Genomic DNA, 17,044 nt, shown 5'->3' with positions numbered 1-17,044 from the left:
CTACGGTGCGCAGTTGTTCGGACACCGTATGGCATGAAGCCTTGATCGGCTACCCCGCTATCGGGCGGCTGACATGGCGGGGAGGTCCGGCATCTCGTCCCAGGTCTCGCCATCCAGGTCTCGACCGCCCGCCTTCGGCGTCCTGCCGCCCCACTGCTTGAAGAAGAAGGCGACGTCGTCCTCTCGGCACTGGTCACGGAGATCGCGGACCCATGCAGGGTCTACAGGCCGGGCGCCTACCCCTGACTCGCCTCCAGCGATGAGCCAATCGATGCCGCTCAGGTCGAGGGGGGTCACGGGGCCGAGAAGGGGCTCAGCAGAGATGAATCGGACTGCCGCCGGCACAGTCCTCAGGTCATCGATCCGGCCAACCTGAGAGGAGTCCTCCACGCTGACACCCATCCAGACGTTGCTGGGCCAGGTAAGCCGCGGAGCGAGCTTCGCTAGTCGAGAAGCCCGCTTAGTAAGTACCTGGTAGGTGTGCTGAGGGGTTGCCGCCATGACGTCAAAGACTTGCTCGACGAAGTCGAAGGGCACCCGGGCATGGAACAGGTCGCTCATTGAGTTGACGAACACGATCCGGGGCTCTCGCCACCGTAGGGGGAGAGCCAACTCGGCAGGGTGGGTGGCTACCCCGAAGCCAGGACCGGAGGTTCGTGGGTCACCATCCGTCTGATACTTGGGTGACCCCATGGCCTTCAGGCGCTTCGCAAGCGTCAGGGCGTAGCAGTGATCGCAGCCGCGCGAGATGCGATCACAGCCGGTCGTCGGGTTCCATGTGGCTTCGGTCCACTCGATGGAGCTCTTGTCTGCCATTGCCACACTCCCCGGCTGGTTGAGCCGATTCTGTCGAACAAACGTACGGATTGAAAGGTGTGGAGGCGATCTTTCTTGGCGGCCGGGCACGCGAGCCGGACGTACGCACCTGGCTCAACCAACTCGTAAGGGGCTGCATCAGACGCGGCTAGGCCGTCACCAGGCCGTCGGAGGTCGATCGAGAGTGACCAACGGCGACCAATGGTGACGACGTCCGCCCAGGTGGCAAGGCGTGGCCGAGTTAATGACCAGTCCAGCCGCAAGCGCCTTACCTGTAGTTGGTGAACTGATGGGGCTACCCGCGCGTTCCGTACGGCCACTCATCCTGTCTGGTCCAGGCCAGGAACGCCGATCCTGTCGCGTTGCAGCCGATGGCGTAGACAGTGGCCAAGATGCCAGAGGCGATCTTGCGAGCTGCTTCACCCATGGTCAACCTCCTCTTCCTTGCTCGTCCCGCTGAACGAGGGCGGCTCTTGCGGCCGTCTAGCAGGTGCTTCAGCAGGGGAGCGACGAAGGTAAGAAAACCAACGACTACGAACGTGAGACCCGCTTTGAACAGGCCGCCAGACCCAGACCAGACAGGACGAGGCCGACCGAACAAGTATACGCCGATCGAGGTTCGTCTCCCTGAGCGCGACAGTCGGCTAGGCCGTCGGCGGTAAGGCTGTCGACAGCAGCGCTGACAGCAACGCCGGCAGACAGCGGCACGCCCAGGAGGACCGTCGGGGACAAAAATCCAAGGATGCAGCCGTTGCTGGACGCGCGTACCGACGCGACGCACAGAGCTTGTAGGCGAGGCGTCGCGCTAGCTTGGCGGCGTGTCCTCAGACGCTGGCGGCTGCGCGGCCACTTCCTTGACTGGGGCTCGCCCTACTCCTACAGCAGCCGGAGATCAGGCTTCAGCTACTCCAGTGGTGGTGCTTTGGCTTGATGGCAGCCGGGATGCATCATGGAGGAATGGATGCTCGGGGCTCTCAACGCTGCGGGACGGAAGACCATCGTCTCCGTAGGCACGTCTCCGTGCTCGTGGCCTTGGTGCGAGCAGGTGCCACGACGACCTGCATGATGATCGTGTTTGCAGTGTCATCGATGTGCCAACGGCTTGCCCTCCGGCTGACGCTTGCTATCGCCCCCGTCGAGTCGCACTGGCGGGTTGGGACGCGCGAGTGAGCGCTCCCAGTCCTGTCCCACACCCCTGATGTGCCTGGCCTCGCTCCGCCAACGGGAGCGTGCGGATGTCGAGGCTTGGTTCGTGAGGAGTCCTCGTGTCTCGGCTGCAGAACGCGATCAAGCGCGTACTCAGCAAGTTCGGCGCCAAGAAACCCGATAGCGCAAGGGTCCATCCCCCGGTGGCACGACCGCTCAACGTGCCAGCTCTAACGCGCGAAGGGATCGTCAGAGGGGTGGTCGTGGGGACCGTCTCGTACTTCGTCCGACAGGCTCTCAGGCTGATCTTCGGCTGACTGCAGGGGAGACGTGAACCCTCACGTCTCCCCTGTCGGTCGACATTGTCTGCGGTCTGCTATCGCCACAAGACGGGCTGAACAGAGCTTGTAGCGATGCGTCAGGAAGTTAGGCAGCAAGAAGGCAGCGAGAGCGTCGACGCGGGTCGACCCCGAAGGTGAATCGATGACATACGGCACCTGCTCGCCGGCGCGCGACGCCACCATCTGGCAGTAGCCGTTAGCTTGTGTCCGCATCCCCCCAACGGGGGTCGTGTTGGGCCGCCGGCGAAACGGCTGTTGACAGCAACGCTGACAGCAACCAACCGCCTGCGGCGGGGCGGCAGATCCTGACGCGTCTCGGTACGCCAAGGAATGCAACCCAGCAACGCCTGTGAGGCGTCCCGAGTATCGGGGTCGCAGCTAATTGAGGCGGGAGTCCAGAACCGGGGGGAAGTGCTGGACCCCCGCGCCCATCAAGTTATTCGACTTGGGGAGAAGTCATTCGAAAGGTGGGCGCCCTTGCCCTTCCCCCAGCACTATGACGTGCTTTGACAGGCCGTACCGTTGCTTGGTACAACCAGCGCAGTACGCGGTCCGGATAGAGCCTCCTCCCGCCATCCGACGGGGTATTCGCCACCCGGTTCCGGCCTGACGGCGATGTGGCGCGTGGTGTGAGGTTGTTGGCAGTCCGGTAAGCGCAGCGGCAAGAAGCGCTCAGACGATGTGCACTCGCTCAACTTCCCCATCTGGATGAATCACCCTGATGCTTCCGCCGCCGCGCTTGCACAGTTCCTGGATCAGGACATACACCTGCAAAGCCCGGTTCACGGTGTCCGTCTTCGAATCTCCAGATTCCCTGCTTGCTCTCTCAAGAGCCTCGCTTGCGCGAGGAGTGAGGTTAACGGTAAGGCGCACTAGTTGACCTCCTGTGCCTGCACTCCCTGGCGGGAGATTGTCGGCCTTAGGCGTGTCGCGGCGCGGCGCCGGAAGGGAGGACACAGGGCCATCCTCGTGGGGGTGGGTACGGATGTGTTCTTCAGTGCCTGCTGGACGATCCAGGACACTCGTCCTCACTGGCATTGCCGGTTCATCCCCTTTCATACCCTTTCCTTGCTCGGATCGTGGCTGGGACTGGCGAGGTCACTCTCGGTGCCTCAGGGCGGCACAGCGAGGCGATGCACGCAAAGTAACATCTCGATCACCTCCATCGGTCGGATCGTACGGCACTTACGCGTCGGCAGTATGCATCTTTGCAGTATGGCTTGACTACCCCGAAACTGCCACCCCGGCGGGGATGACGCGGTAGGCTAGCTGATTTCACTCCCGAACCGTACAGCCAACCTGAGCGGTCCGCATCGTCCGGACGGACGACGTGCGCATGATCACCGTACGGGCGTACGAGCGATCGTCGTACCCGAGTTGTCGTCGGGTATGCGCCCCGGGGTACTCTCGGTGAGATTCGTCGGCGCACCAGGACGACCCCCGGAGGGTGACCGGGGTGGCGAGGTGATCAGTAACCTCCAGGAGGGGTTGAACATGGCGGAACGACCGCGGCAGCCGGAGCAGGTCGAGATGGACCTGACGGCGGAACCCGGGGAAGGCGTCCCAGGAGAACGGGCTGACCCCGTAATCCGGCGGAACACGGTCAACATCAAGATCTGGATCAGCAAGGTCCTGGGCCTGGAGCTCGACTTGGAGGAGTCGGAGACTAACGCCCGGACCTCAGCCGTGCTTCAGTACGCGATCATCACGCTGCTGACGATGGGCATGATCGCCCTCGTCTGGGCCATCAGCCGCAACGTGGTGCTCAGCATCGTCACCGGCACCGTGATCATGGTGGCCGGGATCGTCTTCGTGTGCACCACCCGCACACAAGCGGGCAAGCTGAGCTGATCAACGGCACGCCTCGGCAGGGCCCCGGGTTCTTGGACCCGGGGCCGTTTGCTGGCGTCGGGCCGGTCGGGCGGGCCGGCATGAGAGCAGAAGCTCACCGCCTCGCCAGCAATCCAAAGGTTCAGGGCCGGGCACAGAGCCGGCACAATCGAGCGCGAGTAACAGCGGAAGATGCCGAAAACCGATGGAAGCCGTTTCCGCACGTCAGGAGCCGTGTCGGGGGTGGCGCGGGAGATGGGGAAGCCGGGGCTCTTACTTCCAGCGGAAGTGCACGAAAAGCCGGCCGAAGTTCTTCGAGTCCTTCTCGACCCGGTGGTAGAGCTGCTTCACGTCCTTCTGGTCGAGGAAGCGCAGCACCTTCTTCTTCAGCGCGCCGGAGCCCTTGCCCGGGATGATCTCCACGAGCGTGGCCTTCTTCGCCACCGCCTCGTCCATGATCCCGCGCAGCGCGCGGTCGATGTCGTGGCCCTTGTTGTAGATGTCGTGGAGGTCGAGCTTGAGCTTCACGGTCCCATCCTAGGTACGCGGAAGGGCAGCCCACCCGGGCTGCCCTTCCGCGTGATCCGTCAACGACCGACCTTGCCCTCCACCCGGCGCAGAGCGGTGGCGTAGTCGGTGTTCGTCGAGTACATCGCGGCCGCGATGCGCAGGTGCCGCAGCGCGTCCACCGGCCGGTTCATCCGCTCCAGCGTGCGGCCGAGTACGTGGTGCGCGTAGTGGTCGCTCGGGTCGCGGTCGACCAGCTCGCGCAACTGCTCCTCGGCCCGGTTGAGCTGGGCCGACTGGAAGTAGGCGCGGGCCAGCAGCTGCCGGACCGAGGAGTTGTCCGGCTCCGCCTCGATGATCGGTTCGAGCAGCCGGGCCGCTCCGGTCGGGTCACCCGCTTCGAAGAACATGGTCGCCCGCCGGTACTCCGCCAGAAGATCCACTCGACCCACCTCCTCGTGTCGCGCCAGGCCCTAGGTCCGACGCTGGCACAACACCGGCGCGAGCGCGAGTGTTCCTGCGAGCGAAGATCAGGTGGTCGGGTCGTACCGGCCGCCGATCAGGTCCCAGGCCCGGACACCACCGACGATTCCGGCCGTGTTCGGGACGATCACCACGTCGTCGCCCATCCGGGCCACCTGCTCGGCCCGGATCAGCCGGGAGTTGCCGCCGCCGAGGTACAGCCGGTCCCAGCGGAACACCGGCCGCAGGCCGTCCACCACCTGCCGGATCCGCCGGGACCAGAACGCGTCACCGAGGCGCCGCCGTTCCGGCTCCCCCACGTACGTGTCGTAGGTGGTGTTCCACCGCACCGGCGCGTGCGACAGCTCCAGGTGCGGCGCCAGCATCCCGCCGTCGAACAGCGCGCTGCCCAGCCCGGTGCCGAGCGTCAGCACCAGCTCGCAGCCGGTCCCGGCGACCACGCCCGCGCCGTGTACCTCGGCGTCGTTGAGCACCAGCGCCGGCACGCCGAACGCCTCGGCCAGCGCGGTGCGCGCGTCGTACCCGGACCACTCGGCCACCAGCTCCGGGTCGACGCGGCTGCGCGGCCCGGAGCGGGTCACGTAGTGCGGGGTGGCCACCACGACGCCGTGCCGGATCATGCCGGGCATGCCGACGGTGAGCCGGTCCGCCGGGGGCAGGCGGGCGCCGAGATCCAGCAGCGTCTTGACGAACAGGCCGGGCGGCAACGGGTACGGCGTGGGCACGCGCAGCGGCCGGGCGCGCATGGTCCCGGCGGCGTCCAGCACGGAGGCCTTGATCCCGCCGCCACCGCAGTCGATCGCCAGTGTGGTCACCACGGCTGTGAGTCTCCCTCAGACCGATGCCGCCGCGAGCGCGGGTCACGGCAATCCGGATGCGCCCGCCGGTAGGCTCGATCACCTGATGAGCGCCACGTTGATCGCCAAGGACCTCACCGCCGGCCACGGTGACCGCATCCTCTTCGAAGACCTCGACCTCGTCGTCGCACCCGGCGACGTGGTGGGGCTGGTCGGGATCAACGGCGCCGGCAAGTCCACGCTGCTGCGTACCCTCGCCGGTCTTGCCCCCCGCGAGCAGGGCTCGGTCGCGCTGAGCCCGCCCACGGCGACTGTGGGCTACCTGCCGCAGGAGCCGGAGCGCCGGCCGGGCGAGACGGTCCGCGAGTTCCTGGCCCGGCGCACCGGGGTCAGCGCCGCGCAGGCCGCGCTGGACGCCGCCACCGAGGCGCTCACCGCCGGGGCGGCGGGCGCCGACGACGCGTACGCGAACGCTCTGGAACGCTGGCTCGACCTCGGCGGCGCGGATCTGGACGAGCGGGCCGCGCAGGTCGCCGCGGAGCTGGGTCTCGACGTCGGCCTGGACCATCCGATGACCGGCCTGTCCGGCGGGCAGGCCGCCCGCGCGGGGCTCGCGTCGCTGCTGCTCAGCCGGTACGACGTCTTCCTGCTCGACGAGCCCACCAACGACCTCGACCTGGCCGGGCTGGACCGGCTCGAACGCTTCGTCACCGGGCTGCGCGCCGGGACCGTGGTGGTCAGCCACGACCGCGAGTTCCTCACCCGCACCGTCACCCGGATCGTGGAGCTGGACCTGCACCAGCGGCAGGTCAACCACTACGGCGGTGGCTACGCGGCCTACCTGGAGGAGCGGGAGGTGACGCGCCGGCACGCCCGCGAGGAGTACGAGGAGTACGCCGACACGAAGGCCGGCCTGGAGGCGCGCGCCCACACCCAGCGGGCGTGGATGGAGAAGGGCGTCAAGAACGCCCGGCGCAAGGCCACCGACAACGACAAGATCGGCCGCAAGTACCGCGCCGAGTCGACCGAGAAGCAGGCCGCGAAGGCCAAGCAGACCGCCCGGCTGATCGAGCGGCTGGAGGTGGTCGAGGAGCCGCGCAAGGAGTGGGAGCTGCGGATGGAGATCGCCGCCGCGCCCCGCGCCGGCGCCGTCGTGGCCTCGCTCCGAGGAGCTGTGGTACGCCGTGGCGGCTTCACGCTCGGCCCGGTGGACCTCCAGATCGACTGGGCCGACCGGGTGGCGATCACCGGGGCGAACGGCTCCGGCAAGAGCACCCTGCTCGCCGCGCTGCTCGGCCGGCTCCCGCTGGACGAGGGACACGCCGCGCTCGGTCCGGGTGTGGTGGTCGGCGAGGTCGACCAGGCCCGGGGACTGTTCCTCGGCGATCAGCCACTGCTCGACGCGTTCGGCGCCGCCGTACCCGATCTGGCACCGGCGGACGTGCGGACGCTGCTGGCCAAGTTCGGGCTGCGCGCCGGCCACGTGCTGCGCCCGGCGGCGACGCTGTCCCCCGGTGAGCGGACCCGGGCCGCGCTGGCCCTGCTCCAGGGGCGGGGCGTCAACCTGCTGGTGCTCGACGAGCCGACCAACCACCTCGACCTGGCGGCGATCGAGCAGCTGGAGTCGGCGCTGGCGAGCTACCCGGGAACGCTGCTGCTGGTGACCCACGACCGGCGGATGCTCGACGCGGTGAGCGTGAACCGGCGGCTGCGCGTGGCGGACGGACGGATCGCCGAACACTGATCCGTGCCGACGGGCGCGCGCGGGTCCACAATGAGCGCATGCTCAAGTGGGAGTACGCGCTGCTGGTCCGCCGCCGCCAGGCCGCCGCCACCGACGCCGGGTGGGAGGTCGTCTTCATCTGGTACGGCCCGGACGGCTCCATGATCGACGTGACGCCGTACGGCGACACCGCGCTGGCCCACCTGAACCGGGCCGGTGACCAGGGCTGGGAACTGGTCGCGATGAGCGAGGACCCGTCGCTACCGGGCAACAACGAGTTGCACCGCTACCACCTCAAGCGCCCGAAGGCGGCCGCCGCCCAGCCCCGCCAGCGCATGCGCAGCTCCCGCACAGTCCGCCGAACCCTCTCCCCCTGACAGCCCTCCCTCCCTTCCTCCCGCCCTCCTTCCCTCCGCCCCGCTGATCTTGCAGTTGCCGCCCCTCACTTGTCCCCTTTGTGAGCTTGGTCCGGGCCACAACTCCATGATCGCGAAGGCTGACCGGGCGACCTCGCCATCTCCGCGCAGAACCCACCGCCGCCTCGGTGATCAAGGAGTTCGGGTCAGCTTCGCCCTCGAAACGGGACACAAACTCCTTGATCATCGGGGTGGGCTCGGGTCGCGGTAGATCTTGGAAGGAAAGTGCCCCCATAGGGGCCGGAATCTTCCAAGATCTCGGGTGCGCCCCGGTGATCAAGGACTTTGGGTGTCCGGGGGCGTCTTCTGCTGACACGAACTCCTTGATCACGGGCGGCGGAGCGGGGGCGAGGGCGGCGGCGGGCGGGGGCGGGGCGGGGGCGGGGGCGGGCCGGGGGTGGGAGGGGAACGGTGAGTGGGGGCATATTGGGGCGAAAAGGGGGTAACGGGCCGCCGGAGGTGGCGCATGGTGGCGATGGGGCAGACCGCGCTCTCGGGTGAGCGACTCCGGCAGACCGACGGCTTCCTCGCCGAGGCGTGGGCCGACATGGTCCGGTACGACGAGCGGCTGCGCGGTACGGCCGTCGAGGTGCGCTTCGACCGGGGCGTCGCACACCTGACCGGCGAGGTCGCCGACCCGGAACAGCTACGGCTGGTACGGGAGCTGATCGGCCGGCTGTCCGGCGTACTCGGGGTCTGGTGCCGGGTCACAGTGGCCGGGCGGGCGCCGGTGGTGGTCGACCTGGGCTGCGGTGCGACCAAGCAGTGGCCGGGCAACCTGGGGCTGGACATCTATCCGGCGCCGGGGGTGAACGCGGTCGCCAACCTGGCCGGCTCGCTGCCGCTGCGTGACGACTCGGTGGACGTGTTCTTCGCGGTGCACATCGTCGAGCACCTGATCGACTTCCTGCCGCTGTTCGACGAGTGCCACCGGGTGCTGCGGCCGGGCGGGGTGCTGCACGTGATGAGCCCCTGGTGGCGGCACGTCAACGCGGTGGCCGACCCGACCCACGTACGCCTGCTCGACGTGCAGACGTTCAAGGGCATCTGCGGTCAGCGCCCACCGGGTGCGCCGCGCTGGTATCCGCTGCACGTCGGCTGCGACGGCGCCTCGGTCTTCGCCGACCTGACCCCCCTGCCGGCAGACGCCCCCACCCCTGCCCCGTCCCACCTGGCCCGCTTCTTCGACTGACCCACCCACCCCAGGCCCACCCCGGACCCACCCCGTCGATCATGAAGTTGACGGCACTCAAGGAGATCGACATCGCCGCCAACTTCATGATCAACCGGCAGGAGGGGCGGACTCGCGCAGGGCCAGGTGGTGGGGGGCCACCAGCTCGCGGGGTGGGGAGTCTCGGTCGGGGCCCAGGCGACCCGCGAGCAACTCGACCGCGAGGCGGGCGATGCGTTCCTTGTCGGGGGCGACAGTGGTCAGCGTCGGGATCGAGAAGCGGCCGTCCTCGATGTCGTCGAAGCCGGCCACCGCGACGTCCTCGGGCACGCGCAGGCCCATCTCGTGCAGGGCGCGCAGCGCGCCGAGCGCGAGCGTGTCGTTGAAGCAGAAGACGGCGTCGGGGCGTACCCCTGTGGTGAGCAGGTGCCGCACGGCGGCCGCGCCGTCCGCACGATGCCAGGCCGGCGCGGGCGCCACCAGGCGGTCGTCGTACGCGATGCCGGCCTCGGCCAGGGCGGCGGTGTAGCCGGCCAGGCGAAGCCGGGCGCTGGCGCCCTCGGGGGTGCGCTGGGAGCCGATCGCGGCGATCCGGCGGCGGCCGAGCCCGATCAGGTGGGCGGTGATCTCGCGGGCGGCGGCCACGTTGTCGATCATGACGTGGTCGGCGGGGCCGTGGTCGACGCGTTCGCCGAGCAGCACCATCGGCAGGCCGGCCAGCGCGGCGAGGTCGTCGGCGGTGAGCGCGAGCGGGCTCAGGATCAGGCCGTCGATCATGTGGTCGCCGATACCGCTGGCGGCCTTGCGTTCCTGCTCGGAGCCGCCGCCGGTCTGGTCGATGAGGACGGTCCAGCCCTGGTCGGCGGCGGCGGTGACGACGTGCCGGGCCAGCTCGGCGAAGTAGGGGATGTCCAGCTCGGGCACGGCCAGCGCGATCACACCGGTACGCCCCTTGCGCAGGTTGCGGGCCGACAGGTTGGGCCGGTAGTTCAGCGCGGCGATGGCCTCCTCGACCCGGGCCCGGGTGTCGGCGCGCACGTGCTGGTAGCCGTTCACGACGTTGGAGACGGTCTTCACCGACACTCCGGCGCGCTCCGCGACGTCCTTGAGCCTGTGCCGCACTGCACTTCCTTCCGGTGAACGCTGGCCGCACTGTACCGCGCCACGACGACGTAACTGCCTCTTTACACGGGCGCTTACAACGTTGTAGAAACCAGTGACAGCGGAGTGACCGCAGTCACCCGCACCAGCAGCGAGGGAGAGGTTGGCATCGTGCCGAACGCGCAGCTCACGATCGATCCGGCGTTCCGGGTCGCGCCGGCGGACCGCCGGATCTTCGGTTCCTTCGTCGAGCACATGGGCCGCTGCGTCTACGGCGGGGTGTACGAACCGGGCCACCCGACAGCCGACCGGCGGGGCCTGCGGCGCGACGTGCTGGACCTGACCCGCGAGCTGGGCGTCTCCGTGGTCCGGTACCCGGGCGGCAACTTCGTCTCCAGCTACCGCTGGGAGGACGGCGTCGGCCCGGTCGGTGACCGCCCGCGCCGGCTCGACCTGGCCTGGAAGACCGTCGAGACCAACGAGTTCGGGCTGGACGAGTTCATGACCTGGGCGGCGGAGGCCGGGATCGAGCCGATGATGGCGGTCAACCTCGGCACCCGCGGCGTCACCGAGGCACTCGACCTGCTGGAGTACACCAACCACCCGGGCGGCACCCAGCTGTCCGACCTGCGCCGCAAGCACGGCGCCGAGCAGCCGTACGGGGTGCGGCTGTGGTGCCTCGGCAACGAGATGGACGGGCCGTGGCAGGTCGGGCACAAGACCGCCGACGAGTACGGCCGGCTCGCCGCCGAGACCGCCCGCGCGATGAAGATGATCGACCCGTCGATCAGCCTGGTCGCCTGCGGAAGCTCCGGCCGGGGGATGCCCACGTTCGCCGCGTGGGAGGCGACCGTGCTGGAGCACACCTACGAGCACGTCGACTACATCTCAGCCCACACCTACTACGACCCCTCGGACGGCGACCGGGCCAGCCTGCTCGCCTCCGCCGTCGACATGGACGCCTTCATCACCGAGGTCGTCGCCACCGCCGACCACGTGGGCGCCAAGCTGCGGCAGAAGCGCAAGCTGAAGATCTCCTTCGACGAGTGGAACGTCTGGTACCAGTCCCGCCTCCAGTCCGACCTGGACCGGCGCGGCTGGGTCGAGGCGCCGGCGCTGATCGAGGACGACTACACGGCCGTCGACGCGGTGGTGGTGGGCGACCTGCTGATCACCCTGCTCCGGCACGCCGACCGCATCGGCGTGGCCTGCCAGGCGCAGCTCGCCAACGTGATCGCCCCGATCCGTACCCGCAACGGCGGCCCGGCCTGGCGGCAGAGCATCTTCCACCCGTTCGCGCTGACCGCCCGGTACGCCCGCGGCACGGTGCTGCGGACCGAGCCCACCGGCCCCACCTACGAGACCCGGCGGTACGGCGACGTGCCCGCGCTGGACACCGTCGCCGTGCACGACGAGGAGACCGGCGGGCTGGCCGTCTTCGCGGTGAACCGCAGCTCGCAGGACGTCCCGCTCGACCTGGACCTGCGCGGCCTGCCCGGCCTGCGGGCCGAGGCGCACACCACGGTGGCGGCCGGAACCGACCCGGACGCCACGAACACCGAGGCGGACCCGGAGCGGGTGACGCCCCGGGACCTCACCACCCCCACTGTCGACGGCGGCCGGGCCTCCGTGCTGCTGCCGGCCACCTCCTGGAACCTGCTGCGCTTCGTGCCGGCGCTGTGACCGGCACATACTCCATCCCGTCCCCCAAGGAGTACCCATGATCCAGAACGAGATGAGCCGGCGGCGCCTGCTCGGGCTCGGCCTCGGGCTCGGCACGGCGGCCACGCTGACGCTGACCGGCTGCGGCGGCGGTAGCAGCTCCGACAGCTCCGGCGCGTCCGGCAACGGCGGCAAGGACTACACCGGCCCGAAGGTGGACCTGAAGCTCTGGAACGGCTTCACCGGCGGCGACGGTGACATCTTCAAGGCGCTCGTCCAGCAGTTCAACGGCGAGCACCAGAACATCGCGGTCAGCGTGATCACGTACCAGTGGGAGGACTACTACAGCAAGCTCCCCGGCGCGGTCTCCAGCGGCAACGGCCCGGACATCGCGGTCATGCACATGGACCAGCTCGCCACGTTCGCCGCCCGCGGCACGATCACCGAGCTGGACGACGTGGCGAAGGCGCTGGAGCTGAGCGAGGGCGACTTCGCCCCGACGGTCTGGCAGGGCGGCCTCTACAACGACAAGCGGTACGGCATCCCGCTCGACATGCACCCGCTGGGCTTCTACTACAACAAGGCGGTCATGCAGAAGGCCGGCCTGGACCCCGAGAAGCCGCCGGCGACCCGGGACGAGTACACCGCGGCACTCACCGAGCTGAAGAAGTCCGGCGTGCAGGGCTTCTGGGTCAGCCCGTTCCAGTTCACCGGCGGCATGACCTTCTACAGCCTGCTGCACCAGTGGGGCGGCACGCTCTTCGACGCCGAGGTGGCGAAGGCGACGTTCAACTCCGGCCCGGCGGTGGAGGCGTGCACCTGGCTGGTCGACCTGATCAAGCAGGGCCACTCCCCTGCCAACGTCGGCCAGGACGCCGACTACCTGGCGTTCAAGAGCGGCAGGAACGCGTTCACCTGGAACGGCATCTGGCAGATCAACGACCTGAAGAAGAGCCCGGACGTGCAGTGGGGCGTGGCACCACTGCCGCAGATCGGCAGCCAGAAGGCCGCCTGGGCGAACTCGCACAACTTCACCATCGTCAAGCAGCGCTCCGCCAACGCGAACAAGACCGCCGGTGCGAAGGTGTTCATCAACTGGCTGAGCCAGCACTCGCTGGACTGGGCCAAGGGCGGCCAGGTGCCGGCCCGCAAGGCGGTCCGCGAGAGCAGCGACTTCAAGGGCCTCACCGAGGTCAACGCGCTCGCCCCGGAGCTGGAGTACGCGGCGTTCCCGCCCGCCGCGCCGGGCCTCGGCGAGGTCATGCTGACCTTCTACAGCGCGTTCAACGAGGCGGCGCTGGGCAAGAAGTCGCCGAAGCAGGCGCTCGACGACGGCGTGGCCAAGGCGAACAAGCAGCTCGAGGACAACCGCAAGAAGTACGGGAACTGATCCGCCGTGGCGGACGTGATCGAGGCCGGGGCGGCGCGTGAGAACGCGCCGCCCCCGGCGGCGCCCACCCGCCGCCGGGGCGCGACGGAACGCGGCAACCGCGCGACCCCGTACCTCTTCCTCGCGCCGTACCTGATCCTGTTCGGCGTCTTCGGCCTGGCGCCGATCCTGTTCGGGGTCTGGATCAGCCTGCACCAGTGGGACCTGCAACTGCCCAACCGGCCGTTCACCGGGCTCGGCAACTACCGGGACCTGTTCTCCAGCGACTCGGCGATCTACGGGGACTGGTGGTCGAGCGTCCGGGCCACCGGGATCTTCACGCTGTTCTCCGTACCGCTGCTCGTGGTGATCCCGCTCGGGCTGGCGCTGCTGCTCAACCGCTCGTTCCCCGGCCGCACCTTCTTCCGGGCCGCCTTCTTCGCCCCGTACGTGCTGGGCGTGGCGGTGATCGGCCTGCTCTGGCGGTTCCTGCTGGACGCCAACCTGGGCCTGGTCAACCGGCTGCTCGGCGTGGTCGGGCTCCCCTCGGACACGCCCTGGGTGACCGACGTGCCGTGGGCCTGGATCTCGCTGGTCGGCGTGACCGTGTGGTGGACGTGCGGCTTCAACGCGGTGATCTACCTGGCCGGTCTCCAGGACATCCCGGCCGAGCTGTACGAGGCGGCCAAGGTGGACGGCGCGGGCGCCTGGGACCGGTTCCGCCACGTCACGATCCCCGGGTTGCGCCCGGTGATGCTGTTCGTCTTCACCACCACGATCCTCGCCTCGGCGAACGTGTTCGGGCAGGCGTTCCTGATCACCCAGGGCGCGCCGGGCGAGCAGACCCGGACCGTGGTCTGGCGGATCGTCGACGAGGGGCTGCGGGACTACGACGCCGGGCGGGCCGCCGCGATGAGCGTGTTCTTCGCGCTGATGCTGGCCGTGGTGAGCGTCGTCAACTTCCGGCTGTTCCGCTACCGGGAAGACTGAGGGCTACGACATGAGGAACATGCGCGCGGTGGCACGGTACGGCGTACTGCTGCTGATCACCGCGATCTTCGTGACCCCCCTGGTCTGGATGCTGCTGACCTCGGTGAAGACGTACGACGACGCGCAGCGGGTGCCGCCCGGCTGGCTGCCGGACCCGTTCTCCACCTACGGCTACGAGCAGATCGTCGACAACGCGGCGAACCCGGTGCTGCGCTGGTTCGTCAACAGCATGGCGGCGGCCACCCTGCACACGCTGCTGGTGCTGGTGACCGCGTCGATGGCCGCGTACGCGCTGGCCCGGATGCGGTTCCGCGGCCGCAAGGTGCTGTTCGCGCTGATCGTGGGCACGCTGTTCCTGCCGCCCACCTCGCTGATCATCCCGAACTTCATCATCGCCGAGCGGCTGAACTGGATCGACACGCTGACGGTGGTGATCGTGCCGGGCGCGGCCAGCGCGTTCGGCGTGTTCTTCCTGCGCCAGTTCTTCCTCTCCATCCCGGCCGAGCTGGAGGAGGCGGCGGTGCTGGACGGCGCGAACCACTGGCAGATCTTCCGCCGGGTGCTGCTGCCGCTGTCGAAGCCGGCCCTGGCCACGCTCGCGGTGCTGTCGTTCCTGACCAACTGGAACGACTTCCTCTGGCCGGTGTACGTGCTGTTCAGCCCGGAACGGCTCACCCTGCCGGCGGGCCTGGGCCTGCTCCAGGGCGCGTACGTCACCGACTATCCGGTGATCATGGCGGGCGCGGTGCTGGCGAGCGTGCCGGTGCTGATCCTGTTCGTGCTGGCCCAGCGGCACATCATCCAGGGCGTCTCCCGCAGCGGCCTGAAGGGGTGAGCGGGTAAGGAAGGGCCCCTTGTTAACGCCTCCGGTAGTAGAAGGGCCCCTTCTTAACGCCAGGCGTTAAGAAGGGGCCCTTCCTTCAGGGGCCCGCCTCAGGGGGTGGGGGCGGGCTCGGGGGTGTCCGGGTGCTCGCGCCGGGCCAGCCGGTTCTTGCGGTGGCCGTACCCGAAGTAGATGACCGCGCCGATCAGCATCCACGCGAGGAACCGCAGCCAGGTCTCCACCGACAGGTTCAGGCTCAGGTAGAGGCACGCCACGGCGGTGAGGATCGGCAGCACCGGCGAGAACGGCACCTTGAACGGCCGCTCCAGGTCGGGCCGGCGCTTGCGCAGGATCGGCACCGCGATGGCGACCAGCGTGAACGCGCAGAGCGCGCCGATGCTGACCAGGTCGGCCAGCGCCGACAGCGGCAGGAGACCGGCGAGCAGCGCCACCGCGATCGTCATGATCCCGGCGATCCGGTACGGGGTGCCCCAGCGCGGGTGCACCTTGGCGATGGCGGGCGGGATGAGCCCGTCCCGGGCGATGGCGAAGCCGATCCGGCCCATGGCCACCAGGTCGACCAGGATCACGCTGGTGAGCCCGGCGACGGCGGCGATGGAGACGAGCACCGCGGCCCAGCCGGCGCCGACCGCCCGGAACGCGGACGCGATCGGCGCACCCTCGTCGATCTCGGTGTACTTGACCATGCCGACCACGACCAGCGAGACGCCGACGTAGAGCACGGTGGAGATGAGCAGCGTGCCGAGCAGACCCAGCGGCAGGTCCCGCTTGGGCTTGCGGGTCTCCTCACCCAGGTTCGCCACGGCCTCGAACCCGGTGTACGCGAAGAACACCACGGCGGCGGCGGTGAGCACCCCGGCGAAGCCGAAGACGGAGGGCTCCAGCCCGAAGATGGCCTGGGTGACCGGTTGCTTGACGCCGTCGTCCCCGGCTCCGGCCGGCTCGGCGGACGGGATGAACGGGCTGAGGTTGGCCGCCTTGACGAAGAACACCCCGGCGATGATGACGAAGGCACAGATCGCCACCTTGACCAGCACGAGCAGGTTGGTGACCCGGGCCGACTCGCGGATGCCGACGATGGCGACCACGCCGAGCACCAGCACGATGCCGATCGCGCCGAGGTTGACGACGCTGCCCTCCTCGGCGAACCAGGTGCTGGGCAGGCCGAACAGGTCGGCGAGGTAGCCGGACCAGCCGCGGGCCACCACCGCCGCGCCGAGCGCGAACTCCAGCAGCAGGTCCCAGCCGATGATCCAGGCGACGATCTCGCCCATCGTCGCGTACGCGTAGGTGTAGGCGCTGCCGGCGGTCGGCACGCTGCTGGCCAGTTCGGCGTAGCAGAGCGCGGCGAGCAGCGCGACCAGGCCGGCGATGCCGAACGAGATCACCACGCCCGGCCCGGCGCTGTTGCGCGCCTCGACACCGGTGAGCGTGAAGATGCCGGTGCCGATCACGATGCCGATGCCGAAGCCCATCAGGTCGACCGCGCCGAGCCGGCGCCGCAGGCCCGGTCTGCCGTCCTCGCCGTCGGCGTCGCCCTGGGCGAGCACGTCCCGGATCGGCTTGGTACGCAGGACCGACATCTGATCATCTCCCCCGCCGTGTGGCCGCCACGGTGGCGGTCCGCCGGGCTAGCTACCCAGCCGTTTTCCGCTCCAACCCCGCATCGCGTGTCTCGGAATCGTCACGATCCGGCCGATCGGACGACACGGGACATCGATCGGCCGTCAGGGTCTTGCGCCGGGCACGGATAGATGAAAGTTTTCTACCGGAGGCATGGGTGGTGCGGCGAATCTTGCCGTGACACCCCGCCGCCGACCGTCCCCCCGGACCCGACGAAGGGACCGC

General features: G+C 69.0%; 14 protein-coding genes. 8 read left to right on the top strand and 6 right to left on the bottom strand.

Annotated elements, in window-relative coordinates; genetic code table 11:
* Window positions 1–57: 57 nt before the first annotated feature.
* Window positions 58–816, bottom strand: coding sequence for a phage Gp37/Gp68 family protein (locus tag ABIH81_RS11180; RefSeq protein WP_349880212.1), 759 nt, complete (start codon window positions 814–816; stop codon window positions 58–60).
* 2,951 nt (window positions 817–3,767) lie between these two features.
* Here ABIH81_RS11180 and ABIH81_RS11175 point away from each other — a divergent pair.
* The gene (locus tag ABIH81_RS11175; RefSeq protein ID WP_349880211.1) at window positions 3,768–4,154 is read left to right on the top strand and encodes a hypothetical protein; all 387 of its coding nucleotides are present in this window, start codon (window positions 3,768–3,770) and stop codon (window positions 4,152–4,154) included.
* 252 nt (window positions 4,155–4,406) lie between these two features.
* Here the strand turns inward: ABIH81_RS11175 and ABIH81_RS11170 are convergent, their stop codons facing one another.
* The 3 genes from ABIH81_RS11170 to ABIH81_RS11160 all read right to left on the bottom strand — a co-directional run bounded on the left by ABIH81_RS11170 (window position 4,407) and on the right by ABIH81_RS11160 (window position 5,941).
* The gene (locus tag ABIH81_RS11170; protein ID WP_013288724.1) at window positions 4,407–4,661 is read right to left on the bottom strand and encodes a Smr/MutS family protein; all 255 of its coding nucleotides are present in this window, start codon (window positions 4,659–4,661) and stop codon (window positions 4,407–4,409) included.
* Between the two features lie 59 nt (window positions 4,662–4,720).
* Window positions 4,721–5,083, bottom strand: coding sequence for a tetratricopeptide repeat protein (locus ABIH81_RS11165; protein ID WP_018787684.1), 363 nt, complete (start codon window positions 5,081–5,083; stop codon window positions 4,721–4,723).
* Between the two features lie 87 nt (window positions 5,084–5,170).
* Window positions 5,171–5,941, bottom strand: a complete 771-nt coding sequence (locus ABIH81_RS11160) for an ROK family protein (protein WP_349880210.1) — start codon at window positions 5,939–5,941, stop codon at window positions 5,171–5,173.
* Window positions 5,942–6,026: 85 nt separating this feature from the next.
* On the opposite strand from ABIH81_RS11160, the gene ABIH81_RS11155 reads away from it, so the two are divergent.
* From ABIH81_RS11155 to ABIH81_RS11145, 3 genes are all read left to right on the top strand, one after another.
* A complete protein-coding gene (locus ABIH81_RS11155) occupies window positions 6,027–7,664 on the top strand; it encodes an ABC-F family ATP-binding cassette domain-containing protein (protein ID WP_349880209.1) in 1,638 nt (545 codons plus the stop codon).
* Window positions 7,665–7,702: 38 nt separating this feature from the next.
* Complete coding sequence (locus ABIH81_RS11150) at window positions 7,703–8,020, top strand: hypothetical protein (protein WP_349880208.1); 318 nt, start codon at window positions 7,703–7,705, stop codon at window positions 8,018–8,020.
* 505 nt (window positions 8,021–8,525) lie between these two features.
* Entirely contained in the window at window positions 8,526–9,251 is a 726-nt protein-coding gene (locus ABIH81_RS11145) for a methyltransferase domain-containing protein (RefSeq protein WP_349880207.1), read from the top strand.
* Between the two features lie 90 nt (window positions 9,252–9,341).
* Here the strand turns inward: ABIH81_RS11145 and ABIH81_RS11140 are convergent, their stop codons facing one another.
* Window positions 9,342–10,352, bottom strand: coding sequence for a LacI family DNA-binding transcriptional regulator (locus tag ABIH81_RS11140; protein WP_349880206.1), 1,011 nt, complete (start codon window positions 10,350–10,352; stop codon window positions 9,342–9,344).
* Between the two features lie 150 nt (window positions 10,353–10,502).
* Between ABIH81_RS11140 and ABIH81_RS11135 the strand changes: the two genes are divergently transcribed.
* Genes ABIH81_RS11135 through ABIH81_RS11120 form a run of 4 tightly spaced genes read left to right on the top strand, consistent with a single transcriptional unit; the run spans window position 10,503 to window position 15,187 of the window.
* Entirely contained in the window at window positions 10,503–12,014 is a 1,512-nt protein-coding gene (locus ABIH81_RS11135; protein WP_349880205.1) for an alpha-N-arabinofuranosidase, read from the top strand.
* Window positions 12,015–12,051: 37 nt separating this feature from the next.
* Complete coding sequence (locus ABIH81_RS11130; protein WP_349880204.1) at window positions 12,052–13,383, top strand: ABC transporter substrate-binding protein; 1,332 nt, start codon at window positions 12,052–12,054, stop codon at window positions 13,381–13,383.
* Between the two features lie 6 nt (window positions 13,384–13,389).
* Complete coding sequence (locus ABIH81_RS11125; protein WP_349880203.1) at window positions 13,390–14,352, top strand: sugar ABC transporter permease; 963 nt, start codon at window positions 13,390–13,392, stop codon at window positions 14,350–14,352.
* A gap of 10 nt (window positions 14,353–14,362) precedes the next feature.
* Window positions 14,363–15,187 (top strand): carbohydrate ABC transporter permease, encoded by an 825-nt coding sequence (locus ABIH81_RS11120; RefSeq protein WP_252448425.1) that lies wholly within the window; start codon window positions 14,363–14,365, stop codon window positions 15,185–15,187.
* 98 nt (window positions 15,188–15,285) lie between these two features.
* On the opposite strand, the gene ABIH81_RS11115 is transcribed toward ABIH81_RS11120, so the two are convergent.
* Entirely contained in the window at window positions 15,286–16,779 is a 1,494-nt protein-coding gene (locus tag ABIH81_RS11115; protein WP_349880202.1) for an amino acid permease, read from the bottom strand.
* Between the last annotated feature and the right edge of the window lie 265 nt (window positions 16,780–17,044).

The organism is Micromonospora sp. HUAS YX12, from assembly GCF_040215685.1.
Classification (GTDB): domain Bacteria; phylum Actinomycetota; class Actinomycetes; order Mycobacteriales; family Micromonosporaceae; genus Micromonospora; species Micromonospora tulbaghiae.
Note: the sequence above shows the minus strand (reverse complement) of the source record. Positions and strands in the feature narration are given on the sequence as shown.